The organism is Streptomyces sp. NPDC005808, assembly GCF_042871385.1.
Lineage (GTDB): Bacteria > Actinomycetota > Actinomycetes > Streptomycetales > Streptomycetaceae > Streptomyces.
On record NZ_JBIAIK010000016.1, the window covers coordinates 202,660 to 220,826 of the forward strand.

Here is an 18,167-nt window from a genome sequence, read left to right on the forward strand (position 1 = left end):
CTCGTCAGCCCTGCTGTTCGAGCAGTTTGTCGCAGGCCTCGACAGCGTTGTCAAGAGCTTCCTTGGGGCTCTGCTTGCCCTGGAGCGCCTTGGCGACCTCGTTGCGCAGCTCGGTCTTCATCTGCTCGCTGAACAGGACCGGCGTGTAATTCACCGCGTTCTTCAGGGACTTGGCGGCGGCCACCCGCACCCGCGTCACGTCGGTCCCGTCCTCCTTGGTGAAGTACGGGTCGTCCAGCGAACCCGCGGTGCTCGGGAAGATCGCGACCTGCTTCGCGAACGACATCTGGTTCTGCGCGTCGGTGACGAAGTGCGCGAAGGCGACCGCGGCCGGGGTGTGCTTGGTCTGCGAGTTGACCATCACGCCCATCACGTACATGTTCACCTTGCCGGTGCTGGTGATCTGGTCCGTGATACCGATGTTCTTGTAGAGGTTCGGCGCCTGCGTCTTGAAGTTCTCGAGGTCCAGGGCGCTGCCCGGGTTCATGGCGACGGCCCCGGTGAGGAACTTCTTGCCGGACGACTCCGGGGTCGCGGTCAGCGCCTGCGAGTCCAGCGCCTTGGCGTCGTACAACTCCTTGTATTTGCTGAGGAGTTCGACCCCCTTGGCGTCGTTGAAGGCGAAGCCGGTGCCCTCCTTGTTCATCAGTTCGACGCCGTAGCGGCCGAAGTCCTCGATGGTGGGCACATTGGCGAGCGTGGCCACCTTGCCGTCGCTCTTCTCGGCCAGCTCCAGCGCGTCGCTGAAGAGTTCGTCGTACGTCGTCGGAGGCTTGTCGGGATCGAGCCCGGCCTCCTCGAAGAGCGACTTGTTGTAGAAGAGCGGGCCGGTGTTGAGGTACCAGGGGAAGGCGTACGTTCCGGTCATGCCCGGTATCTGGTGGCTGGCCCAGGCGCCTGCCAGGTACTCCTTCTTGTACGTCGGGGCGGCCTTGTCGAGGTCGAGCGCGAGCCCGGCCTTGGCGAGCGGTGCGACAAGATCGGGCGAGACGTTCACGACGTCGGGCAGCGTGCCGCCGGCCGCGTCCGCGCTGATCTTGTCGGCATAGCCCTCGGCGGGCTGGTCGATCCACTTCACGTTCGTGTCCGGGTACTTCTTCTCGAAGTCGGCGATCACGCCTTCGAAGTACGACTTGAAGTTGGCCTGGAGGTTCCAGGTCTGGAAGGTGATGTCGCCCTCGACCTTGCCGGAGGCGTCCGTGGAGCCGCTCCCGTCGTCCCCGGAACCGCAGGCGCTCAGCGGCAGGACGAGGGCGAGGGCGGCAGCGGCAAGTGCTCTGCGAGAAGTGCGCACGGTGACCGGGCTCCTTTGCGGCAGGATGGGCGAACAGTGCCGGGGCAGACCTTGCAGGCAACTCGCCTGGCAAGTCAATGGATTGACACGAGCTAAATTCATTAGTAGCGCAACTGGGCAGGTCAGAGCCGTGAGACCAGCCTCTTGCAATCGATCACTAATGCGCTTTAGATTGCATCAGCTCAAGCGCATTAGTACACGGCTCTGATGACTCCGGAAGAAGGCCCGAAAGAACGGGGAGCAAGGGTGCCAGCCAAGCGGTCTCCGGCACGTCGGCCGACGATGAAGGACATCGCGCGCCGCGCCGGAGTCTCCGAGAGCGCGGTCTCCTTCGCGCTCAACGACCGGCCCGGAGTCTCCGAGATCACCCGCGACCGGGTCCGCCGGGTCGCCGAACAGCTCGGCTGGCGGCCGAGCACAGCGGCACGCGCGCTGTCCGGGGAGGGCGCGGCCACGGTCGGCTTCGTGCTGGCGCGGCCCGCGGACACCCTCGGCGTGGACTCCTTCTTCCTCCAGCTCGTCTCCGGCATCCAGGAAGTGCTGGCGGAGCGTCATCTCGGCCTGCTCTTCCAGGTGGTGGAGGACGTGACCGCCGAGTGCGCGGTCTACCGGCGCTGGTGGGCCGAGCATCGCGTGGACGGGGTGCTGGTCGTCGACCCGCGCGTCGATGATCCGCGTCCGGACCTCCTCGACGAACTGGGCCTGCCCGCCGTGGTCATCGGCGGGGTGCCGGACGCCGGGCACCCCGGGCTTTCCATCGTCTGGGCCGACGACGCGGCCGCGATGGCCGCGGTCGTGGACGAGCTGTACGCGCTCGGCCACCGCCGGATCGTGCACATCGCGGGGCTGCCCGGACTCGCCCACACCGAGCGCCGGATCCGTACCCTGCGCGCCGAGGCCGAGCGCCGGGGGCTGTCCGAGGTCCGCTCCGTGCCCACGGACTACTCGGACACGGAGAGCACCGCCGTCACCCGCCGTGTCCTGGAGTGCGGCACCCCGCCGACCGCGCTGGTCTACGACAACGACGTGATGGCCGTCGCCGGGGTCGCCGCCGCCACCGAACTGGGCTTCTCCGTACCGGGCGACGTCTCCGTCGTGGCCTGGGAGGACTCCGCGCTGTGCCGCATGGTCAAGCCATGGCTCTCCGCGCTCTCCCGCGACACCGTGGAGTTCGGCCGCACGGCCGCGCAGGAGCTGACCGCGCTGTTGGACGGCGGTCCGGCGCGGACGGTGCAGGTGCCGGTGCCTCGGTTGATCGAGCGGGACAGCACGGGACCCCGCGGGAGATGAACGGGACAGACAGCCGGGGCCCCCGCGGGAGATGAAGGGGGCGGACGTCACCCAGGGCCGCGCGAAGTCCTCATGGTGTTCCGAAGTCAGCACGTAATACTCCGCGCCGGCGTCCCGGAACCGTTCCACCCACGCCTGGTCGCGGGTCGGCAAGCGGTAAGCGGCTCCCGGAGTTTCCAGTCCCCGGGCTCTCGACGGGACGCCGCCCCGCGGGCAGAGTGCACCTCGTACTACTCACCGGTACGCAAGGAGCTCCCGTGACCATTTGGGTCGGCCGGACAGCCGCCGAGATCGCCGCTGCCGTACGGGAGAAGCGGGTCACGCCCCGCGAGGTGGTCGCCGAGCACCTGGCCCGGATCGAACTGCTGGACGCCCGCGTCGGGGCGTTCCGCACGCTGCGGACGGAAGCGGCACTCGCCGAGGCCGACGAACTGGCCACCCGGGATCTCGGCCGGCTCCCGCTCGCGGGCGTACCCGTGGCCGTCAAGGACAACCTCCCAGTCCGTGGCGAGTCCAACCGCCTCGGCTCGGCCGCCTCCCCGGACACGCCCGCCGACCACGACCATGTCACCGTGGCCCGGCTCCGCGCCGCGGGCGCCGTCGTCGTGGGTCTGACGAATGTGCCCGAACTCTGCGTGTTCGGCACCACCGACGGTGTGCACGGCATCGCGCGCAACCCGTGGGACACCTCGCGCACGGCGGGCGGCTCCTCGGGCGGCAGCGCGGCCGCGGTCGCCGCCGGGATGGTGCCGATCGCACTCGGCAACGACGGCATGGGATCGCTGCGCATCCCGGCCGCCAACTGCGGCCTGGTCGGCCTGAAACCGGGCCATGGCACGGTCCCGGCGGGAATCGGTCAGGGCGACTGGTTCGGCATGTCGGAGAACGGCCCGCTCGCGACCACGGTCGAGGACGCGCGCCTGATGTTCGCGGTGCTGGCCGGCACCGAGGCCGTACCTCCGCCGGGGAAGCAAGCGCTGAAGGTTGCCGTCTCCGTTCGCAGTCCGCTGGTCGGCGTGAAGGTCACCCGGCCGTACCGGGCCGCGGCCCGGGAGGCGGCCGAACTGCTGTCCACAGCGGGGCACCTGGTACGGCCCGCCGACCCGCCCTACCCCCTCTGGCTGAGCACGACCGCACTCGCGCACTGGACGGCGGGCACCGCCGTGGACGCCGAGGAGCTCGACCCGCGTCTGCTCACCCGGCGCACCCGGGTGCACGCCGCGGTGGGGCGCCGCTTCCTCAACGGCGTCCGCAAGGGTGACCGCCGCGAGCAGCTGCGCAGGCGTCTGGAACCGTTCTTCGCCGAGCACGACGTCCTGATCACTCCCGCGCTGGCCCGGCGGGGTCCGGCGGCCGCGGCCTGGCACGAGCGGGGCTGGCTGCGCAATCTGCTGGTCAACACCAACTACTCGCCGCTGACGCCGCCGTGGAACCTCACCGGCCTGCCGGCGATGTCGGTGCCGTTCGGTACGCTGCCGGGCGGCGCCCCGTGCGCCGTACAACTGGTCGGGCGTCCGGGTTCCGAGCTCGATCTCCTCGCCCTGGCAGGGCAGTTGGAGGAACTCCACCCGTGGCGGCGTACGGCATCACTGGATTGACCTACAGCGCCCGGTACATGATGTGCAGCCCCACCCGTCCGTGCCGGGGGTGTTCAAAGGCGTCCGGCACCGTTCCCAGGATGCTGAAACCGAGCGAAGTCCACAGCTTGACGGCCGGGTTGGTCTCCACGACGGCGTTGAACACCATGCCCCGGTAGCCCTCGGCCTTCGCCACGACGAGGACGTGCTCGGCGAGGGCGCGGCCGATGCCCCGCCCGCCGTGCTGGGGGTCGACCATGAATCCGGCGTTGGCGATCCGGGCGGCGGGACCGGCGTAGTTGGCGGTGACGAAGGCCGAGCCGACGACGGCTCCGGCCGGGTCCTCGGCGACGTACACCCGCTTGCCCGGCGCCAGCCACAGGGCGCGGGCCGATTCCTCGGAGGTGTCCGGGTCCCAGGTGTAGGTCTCGCCGGCGGAGACGATCCGGTGCCAGAAAGGCCAGATCCGTGGCCAGTCGTCGGCTTCTCGGATCTCCCTGATCAGCATGGGCGTGAGTCTGACACGCCCATGCTGTCAGGGTTCGCGATGGGTCCTGCCGGGGGGGATCGCGAGGGGTTCTGCCAAGGTCAGTCGACGCTGGGCAGGATGTGCGGCTCGGCGAGGTCGTCCTCGTAACCCGCCAGGCGGATCGGGGCCGACCTGGCCCACACGTCGAGGCTGCCGAGCTTCTTCTCGGGCCGACGGCCCGAGACCTCAGTGAGTTCACTGGGGCGTTGATCGCGATTCTTCTCCGGTGTCACCGCGCACTCCTTATGTGTCGGGTCACCCTTGGGACGCACAAGGCCAGTCAACTGCCGGTAGCCTGACGTCCGCTCGGGTCTGAGTCGAAAGCAGTTAGGGACGCGGTGGCGCCGGTAACTCGTGTGAGAGCAGGCCGTGATGACCGGCTTGTCCCGTGACGGACGTGGGTGTGGGTGGAACCCAGTATGGCTGCCCGTCCGGTACAGACTAACCAAATGAGCGGGTGCCCGCTCTATGGGGCTGAAAACACTAGGTAACCGTCTCGCGTCATCCAGTGTCCGCCCGGCCCCGTTCTGCGGCGATCTGAAATATTACGACCTCTTCGTCTCCACCCATTCGGCTCACTACCGAAACTTCAGGTCGGGGCCTGGTTCACGTCATCGGACGTCTGCTCAGACCGGGTGAGGACGCGGGCAAGGTCGTCGGCCTCGACGCCGCCTCCGCCCTCAGCCACGAGTGCTGCGTCGCCACCAGCTCCAGGACCGTACGCCAGTCCGCCATGACACCACGCGGGGCTGGTGACCGCCCGGCAGGACAAAGACCGTGACCGCGCGTTGAATGGTGACCATGGGTGTTCGGCGACAGACGAGACCCCACGGAAGGACGCCGCTGATCGCAGCGGCTGTGGCCTCCCTGCTTTCGGTGAGCTACGCGTCCTCCGGATCCGCCGCGGCAGCGGATGCACCGCCGCCGCAGCCGCCCCCACAGCTCACCCAGGCGAAGGTGGACGGCGCCATCGACACTCTCGACCGCGTCATCCAGGACGGCATGAAGAAGACCGGGGTCCCCGGCGTCGCCGTGGCCGTCGTCCACAAGGACAAGGTCGTCTATCTGAAGGGCTTCGGCGAGCGGCAGGTCGGGAAGTCCGCAGCCGTCGGCCCCGACACCGTCTTCGAGGTGGCGTCGCTGTCCAAGCCGCTGGCCTCGACCGTGGTCGCGGGCGCCGTCGACGACGAGTCCATCGGCTGGGACGACCCGGTGGCCGGACAACTGCCGCGCTTCGCGCTCAAGGACCCCTGGGTCACCGAGCACGTCACCGTCGCGGACCTCTTCTCGCACCGCAGCGGCCTGCCGGACCACTCCGGAGACCTCCTCGAAGACCTCGGCTTCGACCGGACGTACATCCTGGAGCATCTGAAGTACGAACCGCTCTCCCCCTTCCGCGCGAGTTACGCGTACACCAACTTCGGAGTCACCGCAGCGGGTCAGGCCGTCGCGAACGCGAACGACACCACCTGGGAGAAGCTCGCCGAGGACACCCTCTACGACCCTGCCGGCATGAACTCCAGCAGCTCCCGCTTCAGCGACTACGACAAGGCCAAGAACAAGGCGGTCATCCACGTGAAGGGCTCGGACGGCGCCTGGGAGGCCAAGTACGTCCGTGACGCCGATGCCCAGTCGCCTGCGGGCGGTGCGAGTTCCACGGCCCGCGACATGGCCACCTGGATGCGGTTGCAACTCGCGAACGGAAAGCTCGGCGGCGAGCAGATCATCCCCGCGGACCCGCTGGAGCGCACCCACCTCCCCGAGATCGTCAGCAACCCGCCCCAGGCCCCGGCGGGCCGCACCGGCTTCTACGGGCTCGGCTGGAACGTCAGCTACGACGACCAGGGCCGACTGCGCCTGGGCCACTCCGGCGCCTTCGCACTCGGCACGAACACCAACGTGTCGCTGCTGCCGGGCGAGCAGCTCGGCATCGTGGTGCTCACCAACGGAGCGCCCGTGGGGCTGGCCGACTCGGTGGCGCTCGACTTCTTCGACACCGCCCAGTACGGCAGGCCCACGACCGACTGGCTCACCCTGGCCGCACAGCAGTACCAACACCTGGAGGAGGCGGGCCGCTCCCCCACCGACTACACCAAGCCCCCCGCGGACGCCGCCGACGCCCAACCCGACGACACGTACACGGGCACCTACGACAACGACTTCTACGGCCCGCTCACCGTCACAGCCGGGCAGAACGGTGAACTGACGATGAGCCTGGGCCCCGAGCCGATGACGTTCCGGCTCACGCACTTCGACGGCGACACGTTCTCCTTCGAAACAGCCGGCGAGAACGCGACCGGTCTGTCCGGGGTCACCTTCAAGGGCGCCTCGAACGGCGCGAAGGCGGGGAAGGTGACCGTCGAGGCCTTCGACGAGAGCGGCCTGGGCACCTTCACCCGCCCCTAGAAGTCCCGCGGGGTCACCACTTGCCGGGCGCGTAGTCCTTCATGAAGACGCCGTACAGGTCCTCGCCCTGCTCGCCGCGGACGATCGGGTCGTACACCCGGGCCGCGCCGTCGATCAGGTCGAGCGGAGCGTGGAAGCCGGCGTCGGCGAGGCGCATCTTGTCGGGGTGCGGGCGCTCGTCGGTGATCCAGCCGGTGTCGACGGCGGTCATCAGGATGCGGTCCTTCTCGAACATCTCCTGGGCGCTGGTGCGCGTGAGCATGTTCAGGGCGGCCTTGGCCATGTTGGTGTGCGGGTGCCCCGCGCCCTTGTAGCCGCGGTTGAAGACGCCTTCCATGGCGGAGACGTTCACGATGTACGTGCGATTGGCGTCGGCCGCGGACATCGCCCCGCGCAGGCGGCTGATGAGGATGAACGGCGCGGTGGAGTTGCAGAGCTGGACCTCCAGGAGCTCGACCGGCGTGACCTCCTCGACGGACTGGATCCAGCTGTTGGTGTCGTGCAGGTCGGGGACGAGTCCGCCCGCGTCGATCGCCGTACCGGCCGCGATCCGCTCCAGCGACGCCGAGCCGGACACCAGCGCCAGGTCGGTGACCTCCTTCGCGGTCAGCGCGCCGCCCCCGGCGACCGGGAGCGCGGCCACGGCGCCCGAGCCGAAGGTGCCGATCACCTCGGCGGGCGGCAGCTCACCGGCGGGCAGCGGGCCTGACTCGGCGGCGAGCAGCTCGCTGTAGGCGCCCGGTGAGCGGCGTACGGTCTGGGCCGCGTTGTTGATCAGGATGTCGAGCGGGCCCTCGGCGGCGACCGACTCGGCGAGTGCGACGACCTGGGCGGGGTCGCGCAGGTCGAGGCCGACGATCTTCAGCCGGCCGATCCACTCGTCGCTGTCGGGCATGGCCTTGAAGCGGCGGATCGCGTCGTTCGGGAAGCGCGTGGTGATGGTGGTGTGCGCGCCGTCCCGAAGCAGCCGCAGCGCGATGTACATGCCGATCTTGGCGCGGCCGCCGGTGAGCAGCGCGCGCTTGCCGCTGAGGTCGGTGCGGGCGTCGCGGCGGGAGCGGTTCTCGGCCGCGCAGTCCTGGCAGAGCTGGTGGTAGAAGTAGTCGACCTCGACGTACCGCTTCTTGCAGATGTAGCAGGAGCGCGGGCGCTGGAGTATCCCCGCGATCTCACCGGCGTCGGTCACGGACGAGGGCAGGATGCCTTCCGTCTCGTCGTCGATGCGCTGGGCGGAGCCGGTGGCCGTGGACTCCGTGACCGCCTTGTCGTGGGCGGTCTTGGCGGCCCGGCGGTCCTGGCGGCGGCGCTGCTTGACCGTGCGGTAGACGCCCGCGGTGGCGCGGCGGACGGCGATGGCGTCGGGGTGGTCGACGTCGATCTTGTCGAGCTCGTCGAGCACGCTGAGACAGACGGCCAGCCGCTCCGGGTCGATGCCGGGCCCGTATGACGCCTCCGCGACCTCTGCCGTGTCCACGGCGGGGGTCGCCGGGCTGTCCTCTGTCACCGTCATCGCCGTTGCCGTTCCTCGGGTTCCGCGCCGCGCTCGAACCGCGTTCGCTTTCGAAGGCGGAATTTTACGGAGCAATCGTGCGTGGACCAAACCCGCGATGATCACCGGCGTCCCCAGGGGGCGCGGGCGACGCCCTCAGGAGGCGCAGGCGGCGTTCAGTGCCGCCACCTCCTCGGTCAGCGCACGGGCCAGCACATCGAGGTCCGGCACGGCCTCCGCGTCGGCCACAAGCCCGTAGTGGACCTGTCCGCGGTACGTCGAGACGGCCACGGCGAGTGCCTGGCCACGGGCCAGCGGGGCGAGGGGGAACACCTCGTTGAGGGGGCAGCCGCCGAGCTTCAGGCCGAGGCTGGGCAGCGGCACGCTGGTGACGAGGATGTCGAAGAGCAGCCGGGCCGCCTGGCCGACGACGGGTCCGCCGATCCGGTGCCCGAGCGGCGGCACATGGTCGGCGAGCAGCGCGACGGCGCCCGCGCCCCGGTTGGGCCCGGCGTCCTTGTTGCGGTCCATGGCCGTGCGGACCGCGCGCAGCCGTCCGAGCGGGTCCGGGTCGTCGACCGGAAGCCGCATCAGGTAGCCGGAGAGCCGGTTGCCCTGCGGGTGGGCGGTGCGTGGGCGGCGCTTGGAGACGGGGATCAGGGCCCGTGGCGCGACGCCCTCGCTGCCGTCACCGCGCTCGTCGAGCCAGCGGCGCAGGGCGCCCGCGACGACGGCGATCAGTACGTCGTTGACGGTGCCGCCCACGGTCTTGCGGACGCGGTGCACGTCGTCGAGGTCGACGACCACGCCCGCGGTGCGTCGGGTGCCGGTGGGCTCCGAGGTGAGGGCGGGTGAGGACCGTACGTCCAGGGTCGCGCGGGCGACACAGGCGCCGATGTCGAGGGCCCGGCCCACGTCGGAGAGGGCGCCGCGGACCCGGCCGGGCAGCTTGCGGATGTCCGGGAAGAGCCCGCGGGGCGGCTCGGCGGGGCGCGGGCGGGGCTCCGGCAGGTCCATCGGGTCCATGATCGCGGCCGCGAGCATCAGCGCCCGCAGACCGTCGGCGAGCGCGTGGTGGAACTTGAACAGCACGGCGAACGACACACCGTCCTCGCCGGGCAGCACATGTGCCTCCCATGGCGGCCGGCCACGCTCCAGCGGGCGTTCCATGAGGCGGCCGGCGTCGGCGTGGAAGTCGGCGGTCGGCGCGTGCAGCGTGACGTGGTCGAACGGCTCGAAGTCGGGCGCCGGCTCACGGGTCGCGCCGCCGAAGGCCGGCGGAAAGGTGAGCGGGAAGGCGAGCGGCTGCCACACGTCACGGATCCGCATGCGCAGCCCGGGGACTCCGGCCGCGCGGGCCGCGAGCAGGTCGGCGGCGTGCGCGCCCGCGGTGGGTGAGTGGGCCGCGAAGACCCCCAGGGCGCCGAGATGCATGGGGTGCTCGGCGGACTCGATGTTCCAGAACGCCAGGTCGAGTGGGGCGAGCAGGTCGGAGGTCAAAGGCTTGCTCTCGCGTCGACGACGGGTGAACAAGCAGTCAAACCCGGACAGGCGATTACGGTCAAGTACGATCAAGCTACGCACAGTTAACTTCAGATTAAGTCCAGCCCTCTGGTCCCGCCCCTGCGGGAGGGGCGGGACTCCTGTGACTTCGGTCGGGCGACGACTCCTGGACCACTACGACACGTGCTGGCCCTTGCCCAGCGCGATCACTCCGCCCTTGGAAACCGTGTAGAGCGCGGAATCCCGGTCCGGGTTGACGCCGATCGTCGCGCCCGGCGGCACCTCGACGTTCTTGTCGAGGACCGCGCCTCGCACGACGGCGCCCCGCCCTATGTGGACGTTGTCGTGCAGGACCGAGCCCTGGACGACGGCTCCCGGGTCGACCACGACACCCGGCGAGAGCACGGACCTCGTGACCTGCCCGCGGATCAGGCAACCCGCGCTGATGATCGACTCACTGGCGATGCCACCGGCGTTGAATCTCGCCGGCGACAACTGCCCCGAGTGGGTGTAGATGGGCCAGCTGCGGTTGAAGAGGTTGAAGGCGGGGCGCTCGGCGATCAGGTCCATGTGGGCGTCGAAGTACGCGTCGAGGGTGCCGACATCGCGCCAGTAGCCCTGGTCCCGGGAGGTCTCGCCGGGCACGTGGTTGTCGCTGAAGTCGTACAGCTGCGCCTCACCCCGGTCGGTGAGCATGGGCAGGATCGAACCGCCCATGTCGTGCACGGAGTGCTCGTCCTCGGCGTCCCGCTGGAGCGCCTCGATCAGGGCCTTGGTGGTGAAGATGTAGTTGCCCATCGAGGCGAAGACGCACTCGGGGTCGTCGGACAGGCCGGGCGGGTCGGCGGGCTTCTCCAGGAAGCCCTGCACCGTCTGGCCGTCCGAGCCCGGAGTGATGATCCCGAACGACGAGGACTCGGCGCGCGGCACCCGGATACCCGCCACGGTCACACCCGCGCCGCCCTCGATGTGCTGGGCGAGCATCTGCCGCGGGTCCATCCGGTAGACGTGGTCGGCGCCGAACACCGCTATGTAGTCGGGCCGTTCGTCGTGCACCAGGTTCAGGGACTGCAGGATCGCGTCCGCGCTGCCCAGGTACCAGCGCGGGCCGAGCCGCTGCTGGGCGGGGACAGGGGTGACGTAGTTGCCGAGCAGGCTCGACATCCGCCAGGTCGTGGTCACATGGCGGTCCAGCGAGTGCGACTTGTACTGCGTCAGGACGCAGATGCGCAGCACGTCGGCGTTGACCAGGTTGGACAGGACGAAGTCGACGAGACGGTACGTGCCGCCGAAGGTGACCGCGGGTTTCGCGCGGTCCGCGGTGAGGGGCATGAGCCGTTTGCCCTCTCCACCAGCAAGTACGATTCCCAGCACCGAAGGTCCACCGCGCCGCATGCCGCCGCCCCTCTGAACACGGTCGGGCCACACTCTCCTCGCGGAGCCTGGCCCCTGTTGCTGAACTACGCCTGTCAGATGGTTACCCCGGTTTGAGGACTTCTTCGTACAACTGGACGGTTCGCCGGGCAACGGCGTCCCAGCCGAACTCCCGCACCGCGCGTTCCCGGCCGGCCTCACCCATCCGCCGGGCGGCCTCGGGATCGGCGAGCACCGAGTCGAGGGCAAGGGCCAGATCGGCTTCGAAGTCCCCCTCGACCTGCACCAGGACTCCGGTCACGCCGTCCTCGACCACCTCGGGAATCCCGCCGACCCGGGACGCCACCACGGCCGTCCCGCAGGCCATCGCCTCCAGGTTGACGATGCCGAGCGGCTCGTAGACCGAGGGGCAGGCGAAGACGGCGGCGTGTGTGAGGAGCTGGATCACCTCCGCGCGCGGCAGCATCTGCGGGATCCAGTGCACTCCTTCGCGTACGCCGCTCAGCTCCTGGAAGAGGTCGCGGAACTCACGGTCGATCTCCGGGGTGTCGGGGGCGCCCGCGCACAGCACCACCTGCACGGCGGGGTCGATGTCCCGGACCGCGCGCAGCAGGTGGGGCACGCCCTTCTGGCGGGTGATGCGGCCGACGAAGAGGACGTACGGGCGGGAGGTGTCGATGCCGATGCGGTCCAGGACGTCCGTGCCGTGGTCCGCCCGGTAGAGGGAGGTGTCGATGCCGTTGTGCACGACGCGCACCTTGGCCGGATCCAGCGCGGGATAGCAGCTGAGGATGTCCTCGCGCATGGCGCCGGAGACGGCGACGACGGCGTCCGCGGCCTCGATGGCGGTGCGCTCGGCCCAGCTGGAGAGGGCGTAGCCGCCGCCGAGCTGTTCGGCCTTCCAGGGGCGCAGGGGCTCCAGCGAGTGGGCGGTCACGACGTGCGGGATGCCGTACAGGAGCTTGGCGAAGTGGCCCGCGAGGTTGGCGTACCAGGTGTGCGAGTGGACCAGTTCGCGGCCTTCGAGGGCGGCCGCGATGGAGAGGTCCACGGAGAAGGTGCGCAGGGCGTCGTTGGCGCCGTCCAGCGTGGGCCAGGGGCGGTGGCGTACGACTCCGTTCGCGCCACCCTCGCCCCAGCAGTGCACGTCCAGCTCGGTGAGGGCGCGCAGCTCCCGGGCGAGGAACTCCACATGGACGCCCGCACCGCCGTACACGTCCGGCGGGTACTCCCTGGTCAGCAGTCCGACTCGCACACAGAACCCCCGTCATAGCGGCTGGTGCCCTCATGGTCACTCACCTGGGGCGGTTGGGGAAGAGCTGAGCTTCCCCAACGAGGCTTTCCCGCTCGGGGGTTTCATGAACGCGACCGCCGTCAGTGCTTTGACGGCTTCGGCGGTCGGGTGAAGCAGCAGTCGCCGCAGAGTCCCCCTCCGGGGACGCGGTAGTAGAGGCAGCAGCTACGACGTCGGAGCGTGCTGGGATCGAGAGTGCCGGAGAGGTCGGAGTGGGCGAAGAGTTCGGCGGCGAGGACACGGGCCCTGTCACCCACCTCTGCACGGCCGTTGACCTGCGCCCAGCGGTCGAGCCCGCGTACGGCGCCGGCCAGGGCCGAGCCCGCGTTACCCCGCAACAGGCCCGCGGAAATACGGCAGCGGGAGCGCAGGGCCGCCGCCAGCGGGACGAGGTGACCGGCTCCCACGACCTCGCCGATCGCCGCTGCGGGCAAGGGGCGCACCTCGGAAAGCCACAGGTCGTCCGGAGCACTGCCGTCCGGATCCCAGTGCAGCAGGCGGGGTTCGAGGTCGGGCAGGTGCCCGTACAGGGCGACGGTACCCAGCGCCACGGCCCACAGGCGGGCGGCGAGGGCCTGGTGCGCCACGGAGGCGGCGACCCGCGGCTCGGGCGCCTGAATACTTTTCGTCACTTTTTGAATACGGAAAGTTATCGGATCCGTGTAAACATCTGCGCGGGCGTCGAGTTGGGGTGCCGCGTAGGCCTGCGCGAGCGTGGGCAGCGGCCCTCGGGGCGGTACGCCGGTGCGTAGTACGAAGAAGCCGCCGAGGGGGCCGAGCGCCGCGAGTTGGGGGTCGAGGTCCACGAAGAGCAGTAGTACCAAGGCCTCTAGGGGGTTCCACCAGGGGACCCGCCAACTCTGTCGCCCACCTTGGGTATGACGCAGGGCGATTCGTACTCCATCGGCAGTAGGACCCAATGACTGCTCAGGTACGACGACGCGCACAGTTTCGCGAGGCATCGTAGTCACCATGGAAGCCGACCGTTCGTTGCATCGGGCACATCGCCCCCGCCGTACGCAGAGGAGGGACTCATGAGCGCCCTCGCTTTGTCCGTGCTGCTCTCATTCGTCTCCGCCGTCGCGTATGCCGGCGGAGCGATCGTGCAGGAGCAGGTCGCGGTGACCTCCCCGGAGCAGACGTACGCGCCGCTGCGCAGGCCGATCTGGTGGGCCGCGGTGGCGCTGAACGGCCTCGGCGGGGTGCTGCACGTGGCGGCCCTCGCCTACGGCCCGCTGAGCCTCGTACAGCCGCTGGGCGCGCTGACCATCGTGTTCGCCCTTCCCATGGCGGCCCTGTTCGTCGGCCGCAAGGCCGGGGCGACCGCCTGGCGCGGCGCGATCATGGCCACGGTGGGTCTCGCGGGCCTGCTGTCGCTGGTCGGCTCCTCCGATTCACAGTCTCTGGGCAGCACCCAGCGCGTGGTGCTGGCCCTGGTGACCGGTGGCGCGGTGGTGGCGTTGATGGTGGCGGGACGCGCCGCGCACCGGCATCCGGCCGTGCGCAGTGTGCTGCTCGCGGTCGCGGCGGGCATCGCCTTCGGCATGTCCTCGGTGTTCACGAAGACGGTCGCGGTGGACTGGACGAACCAGGTCTCACTGGCCGACCTCCCCAGCCTCGCCGTGATCGGTGTCTTCGCGACGGCCGGAATGCTGCTGTCGCAGGCTTCGTACAAGGACGCCGGTCTCGCGGCGCCGCTGGCCACGCTGACGGTCGTGAACCCCGTCATGGCGGCCGCCGTCGGCATCACGATGTTCGGCGAAACCTTCCGCTACGGCACGACGGGCACCGTTCTCGCGCTGGGCTGCGGGGTCGTCGCGGCGGGTGGCCTGATCCTGCTCACGACGGAGCGCATCGGCGGTACGCGGCGCGCGCCGGTATCAGCCGAGCTCGCGAACGGCTCGGCTGCTGTACCGACTGGGTCGATCCAGGTTTCACCCGCCGCACTGACGGCTGCCGAAGCCACCGGCGGGCCGAGCGCCGAGACCGCGGTCCAGGGGCTGCTGGGGGCGCTTCCCGGCCAGTCCGTGGGCCCGGCCGGCGCGACCCGCGAGGACGTTTTCCTACCGGGTCCGCTACCGGTCCGGACGCCGGAGAGCACACCCGAGGACGCGGAGCCGGCGGACGAACTGCCCTACTACACCGCCCCGGACGGCACGACCTACGTACCCCTGCCGTTCGTCGGCCACCACCGCACCCGGGTCAGATCCTGACCCCGCCGGCCCTCAAGTAGGTGACCGGGTCGATATCAGTACCGAAGCCGGGCCCCGTGCGCACCTCGAAGTGCAGATGCGGGCCCGTGCTGTTGCCGGTGGATCCGGAGCGCCCGATGCGCTGGCCGCCACTCACGCTCTGCCCGGCCTTCACGGAGATCGCGGACAGGTGGGCGTACTGCGTGTACCGGCCGTCGGCGTGCCGGACGACCACCTGGTAGCCGAAGGAGCCGCCCCAGCCGGCGCTGACGACACTGCCGGCCGCGACGGACTTCACGGAGGTGCCGGTGGGCGCGGGGAAGTCGACGCCCGTGTGGTAGCCCTTCGACCAGGAGGATCCGGCGGCGTGGTAGGGCGTGCCGGTGGCGGCGTTCACGGGGGCGACAAGGGTGGGGGCCTTCTTGACGGTCTCGCCGGAGGAAGCCTTGTCCGTCGAGGACCTCGAGGTCGCCGAGGACTCGGAAGTCGTCGACGGCTTCGGGGTCGCCGTGGACTTCGGGGTCGCCGTGGACTTCGGCGCCGCTGTGGACTTCGGCTTCGTCGCGGGCTTCCTGGGCTCGGTAGCCGTCGAGGCGGAGGCGCCGTCGGTGCCCGTGGCGGCGGCCGCTTCACTCAGGCTCAGCCGCTGCCCGGGCAGGATCAGATCGGGGTCGGAGCCCACGGTCGTACGGTTCGCGGTGTAGAGCCGCTGCCAGCCGCCCTGGACGTCCCGGGAGTCGGCGATGGCGGAGAGTGTGTCTCCGTGGACGACCGTGTACATCTCGGCGGTGCCCGCCTGCGACTGGGGCGTGGTCTGCGGCTGCACGTCCTGCACGGAGCGCTTGGCGCCCTGCGCACTCTTCGTGCTCGGGGAACTGGCCGGGGAGGGGCTGATGTCGGGGGTGTCGCCGCCCCGGGTCAGACCGGCGCGGACGGAGCACACCGGCCAGGCGCCGGGCCCCTGACCCTTGAGCACCTTCTCCGCGATGGCTATCTGCTGGTCCTTGGTGGCCTGATCCGCACGTTGCGCGTAGACGTTCCCGCCGTACGCCTCCCAGGTGGACTGACTGAACTGCAGCCCGCCGTAGTAGCCATTGCCGGTGTTGATGCTCCAGTTGCCACTGGACTCGCAGGCCGCGACCTTGTTCCAGGTGCTCACGTCGGCCGCGTGGGCGACACTGGTTCCGACGAGCGGGAGCGCGATACCCGCGCCGCCTGCCGTGACCGTGAGGGAGGCGCGGTTGATCCTGTTCGGCTGATACCGGCGGTGCCGGCCGCGTACGGCCATGAAGAAGCCCCCCTCGACATGCTCAGGAGCGGCAAAAGTAAGCGCTGCGAACAGGCCATGACAAGAGGGCAATCAGCCGTCCCGTCACCTCAAGTGACCAGGAATCCACTTTGGTTGGGCGGCCGATGAGGCGAGTGGGCCCTTCGCCGCGTACAGAACACTGCCAAGACTTCGCCGCCTACAGAACGCTGCCAAGTCAGCGTGGGCTGACGGCGAACCGGTGAATCGCGCACTCGTCGCTCCGGTGACCGGTGTCTCGCCGATCGGGCGGGACGGCGTGACCCGGCCACGGCGGCGTAATACTGACGGGCAGCACGGCATTACCGATACAGCAGCTATGGGAGCCAACCGTATGAGCACTTCAGCCCAGATCGGCGTCACGGGTCTCGCGGTCATGGGGCGCAATCTCGCCCGCAACTTCGCGCGCAACGGCTATGCCGTCGCGTTGCACAACCGCACCGTGGCAAAGACGAACGCGCTGGTGGAGGAGTTCGGTCACGAGGGCGAGTTCGTGGCGGCCGAGACCGCGAAGGAGTTCGTGGCGGCGCTGGAGCGACCGCGCCGCCTGGTGATCATGGTGAAGGCGGGCGAGCCGACCGACGCGGTGATCCAGGAGTTCGCCCCGCTCCTGGAGCCCGGCGACATGATCATCGACGGTGGCAACGCCCACTTCGCGGACACCCGGCGCCGGGAGCGCGACCTGCGCGAGCAGGGCATCCACTTCGTCGGCATGGGGGTCTCGGGCGGCGAGGAGGGCGCGCTGCACGGGCCGAGCATCATGCCGGGCGGGCCCGTCGAGTCGTACGACTCCCTCGGTCCGATGCTGGAGAAGATCTCCGCGAAAGCGGCCGACGGGGCGCCGTGTGTGACGCACGTGGGTCCGGACGGCGCCGGGCACTTCGTGAAGATGGTGCACAACGGCATCGAGTACGCGGACATGCAGCTGATCGGCGAGGCGTACCAGCTGCTGCGTGATGTGGCCGGCTACTCCCCCGCGCAGATCGCGGACATCTTCCGCACCTGGAACACGGGCCGGCTCGACTCCTACCTCATCGAGATCACCGCCGAGGTCCTGTCGCACGTGGACGCGGCGACGGGCAAGCCGTTCGTCGACGTGGTGGTGGACCAGGCGGAGCAGAAGGGTACGGGCCGCTGGACCGTGCAGATCGCGCTTGACCTGGGCGTTCCGGTGTCCGGCATCGCGGAGGCGGTGTTCGCCCGCTCGATCTCGGGCCACGCGGCGCTGCGCGAGGCCTCGCGGGGTCTCGCCGGGCCCAAGGCGACGGCGCTCAGCGAGTCCGAGGCCGCCGCCTTCGCCGACCGCGTGGAACAGGCGCTGTACGCGTCGAAGATCGTTTCGTACACGCAGGGCTTCCACGAGATCGCCGCGGGCAGCGACGAGTACGACTGGAACATCGACCTCGGCGCGGTCTCCGCGATCTGGCGGGGTGGCTGCATCATCCGCGCGGCCTTCCTGGACCGGATCCGCGCCGCGTACGACACCCGGCCCGATCTGCCGAGCCTGCTGTCCGACGAGACCTTCGCGCAGGAGATCGCCGCCGCGCAGGACGACTGGCGCGAGGTGCTGGTGGCCGCGACCCGGCAGGGCGTTCCCACGCCCGGCTTCGGCGCGGCCCTCGCCTACTACGACGCCCTGCGTGCCGAGCGCCTGCCCGCCGCCCTCACGCAGGGGCAGCGGGACTTCTTCGGCGCGCACACCTACCGGCGCACGGACCGCGAGGGCTCGTTCCACACGCTGTGGGGCGGCGACCGGTCCGAGGTGGCCGGCTGAGCAAGGTCCAGGACGACAGACCGGTGGGGGGGGGGGGGGGGGGGGCCCCCGGCCCCCCGGGGCGGCGAAAAAACCCGGGGGCCCGGGGGTGGGGCGATCGGGGTGGGGGGGGGGGCGGGCCGGGGGGGGGGGTGCGGGG

The 18,167-nt window shown here is 70.1% G+C and carries 14 protein-coding genes; 5 read left to right on the forward strand and 9 right to left on the reverse strand.

What is annotated here, in order from left to right; all coding sequences use genetic code 11:
* Positions 1-4: 4 nt before the first annotated feature.
* Complete coding sequence (locus ACFYPC_RS30335; protein WP_391889052.1) at positions 5-1,294, reverse strand: ABC transporter substrate-binding protein; 1,290 nt, start codon at positions 1,292-1,294, stop codon at positions 5-7.
* Positions 1,295-1,540: 246 nt separating this feature from the next.
* On the opposite strand from ACFYPC_RS30335, the gene ACFYPC_RS30340 reads away from it, so the two are divergent.
* The gene (locus tag ACFYPC_RS30340; RefSeq protein WP_391889054.1) at positions 1,541-2,584 is read left to right on the forward strand and encodes a LacI family DNA-binding transcriptional regulator; all 1,044 of its coding nucleotides are present in this window, start codon (positions 1,541-1,543) and stop codon (positions 2,582-2,584) included.
* Positions 2,585-2,841: 257 nt separating this feature from the next.
* A complete protein-coding gene (locus tag ACFYPC_RS30345) occupies positions 2,842-4,182 on the forward strand; it encodes an amidase (RefSeq protein ID WP_391889056.1) in 1,341 nt (446 codons plus the stop codon).
* A gap of 1 nt (position 4,183) precedes the next feature.
* Here the strand turns inward: ACFYPC_RS30345 and ACFYPC_RS30350 are convergent, their stop codons facing one another.
* Together ACFYPC_RS30350 and ACFYPC_RS30355 are read right to left on the reverse strand one after the other, a co-directional pair.
* Positions 4,184-4,669, reverse strand: coding sequence for a GNAT family N-acetyltransferase (locus ACFYPC_RS30350; RefSeq protein WP_391889057.1), 486 nt, complete (start codon positions 4,667-4,669; stop codon positions 4,184-4,186).
* A gap of 80 nt (positions 4,670-4,749) precedes the next feature.
* Positions 4,750-4,923 carry a hypothetical protein gene (locus ACFYPC_RS30355; protein ID WP_391889059.1) on the reverse strand — a complete coding sequence of 58 codons (174 nt, stop codon included), beginning with the start codon at positions 4,921-4,923 and terminating at the stop codon, positions 4,750-4,752.
* Between the two features lie 559 nt (positions 4,924-5,482).
* Here ACFYPC_RS30355 and ACFYPC_RS30360 point away from each other — a divergent pair.
* A complete protein-coding gene (locus tag ACFYPC_RS30360) occupies positions 5,483-7,096 on the forward strand; it encodes a serine hydrolase (protein ID WP_391889061.1) in 1,614 nt (537 codons plus the stop codon).
* Positions 7,097-7,109: 13 nt separating this feature from the next.
* On the opposite strand, the gene ACFYPC_RS30365 is transcribed toward ACFYPC_RS30360, so the two are convergent.
* The 5 genes from ACFYPC_RS30365 to ACFYPC_RS30385 form a co-directional block, all read right to left on the reverse strand.
* On the reverse strand, positions 7,110-8,606 hold the full coding sequence (locus tag ACFYPC_RS30365; protein WP_391889064.1) for an SDR family NAD(P)-dependent oxidoreductase: 1,497 nt from the start codon (positions 8,604-8,606) through the stop codon (positions 7,110-7,112).
* Between the two features lie 135 nt (positions 8,607-8,741).
* Positions 8,742-10,085, reverse strand: coding sequence for a wax ester/triacylglycerol synthase family O-acyltransferase (locus ACFYPC_RS30370; RefSeq protein ID WP_391889066.1), 1,344 nt, complete (start codon positions 10,083-10,085; stop codon positions 8,742-8,744).
* 177 nt (positions 10,086-10,262) lie between these two features.
* A complete protein-coding gene (gene glgC, locus ACFYPC_RS30375) occupies positions 10,263-11,483 on the reverse strand; it encodes a glucose-1-phosphate adenylyltransferase (protein WP_391889069.1) in 1,221 nt (406 codons plus the stop codon).
* Between the two features lie 82 nt (positions 11,484-11,565).
* Complete coding sequence (glgA, locus tag ACFYPC_RS30380) at positions 11,566-12,717, reverse strand: glycogen synthase (protein ID WP_391889072.1); 1,152 nt, start codon at positions 12,715-12,717, stop codon at positions 11,566-11,568.
* A gap of 119 nt (positions 12,718-12,836) precedes the next feature.
* Positions 12,837-13,580: a (2Fe-2S)-binding protein gene (locus tag ACFYPC_RS30385; protein WP_391889075.1), complete on the reverse strand. Its 744-nt coding sequence runs from the start codon at positions 13,578-13,580 to the stop codon at positions 12,837-12,839.
* Positions 13,581-13,790: 210 nt separating this feature from the next.
* Here ACFYPC_RS30385 and ACFYPC_RS30390 point away from each other — a divergent pair, with 210 nt between their 5' ends.
* Positions 13,791-14,969 (forward strand): DMT family transporter, encoded by a 1,179-nt coding sequence (locus tag ACFYPC_RS30390; RefSeq protein WP_391889078.1) that lies wholly within the window; start codon positions 13,791-13,793, stop codon positions 14,967-14,969.
* On the opposite strand, the gene ACFYPC_RS30395 is transcribed toward ACFYPC_RS30390, so the two are convergent.
* Positions 14,959-16,236, reverse strand: coding sequence for a transglycosylase family protein (locus tag ACFYPC_RS30395; protein ID WP_391889080.1), 1,278 nt, complete (start codon positions 16,234-16,236; stop codon positions 14,959-14,961). The two genes, ACFYPC_RS30390 and ACFYPC_RS30395, sit on opposite strands and share 11 nt — an antisense overlap.
* Before the next feature lie 352 nt (positions 16,237-16,588).
* Here ACFYPC_RS30395 and gndA point away from each other — a divergent pair, with 352 nt between their 5' ends.
* Positions 16,589-18,028 carry an NADP-dependent phosphogluconate dehydrogenase gene (gndA, locus tag ACFYPC_RS30400; RefSeq protein ID WP_391889083.1) on the forward strand — a complete coding sequence of 480 codons (1,440 nt, stop codon included), beginning with the start codon at positions 16,589-16,591 and terminating at the stop codon, positions 18,026-18,028.
* Positions 18,029-18,167 lie beyond the last annotated feature (139 nt).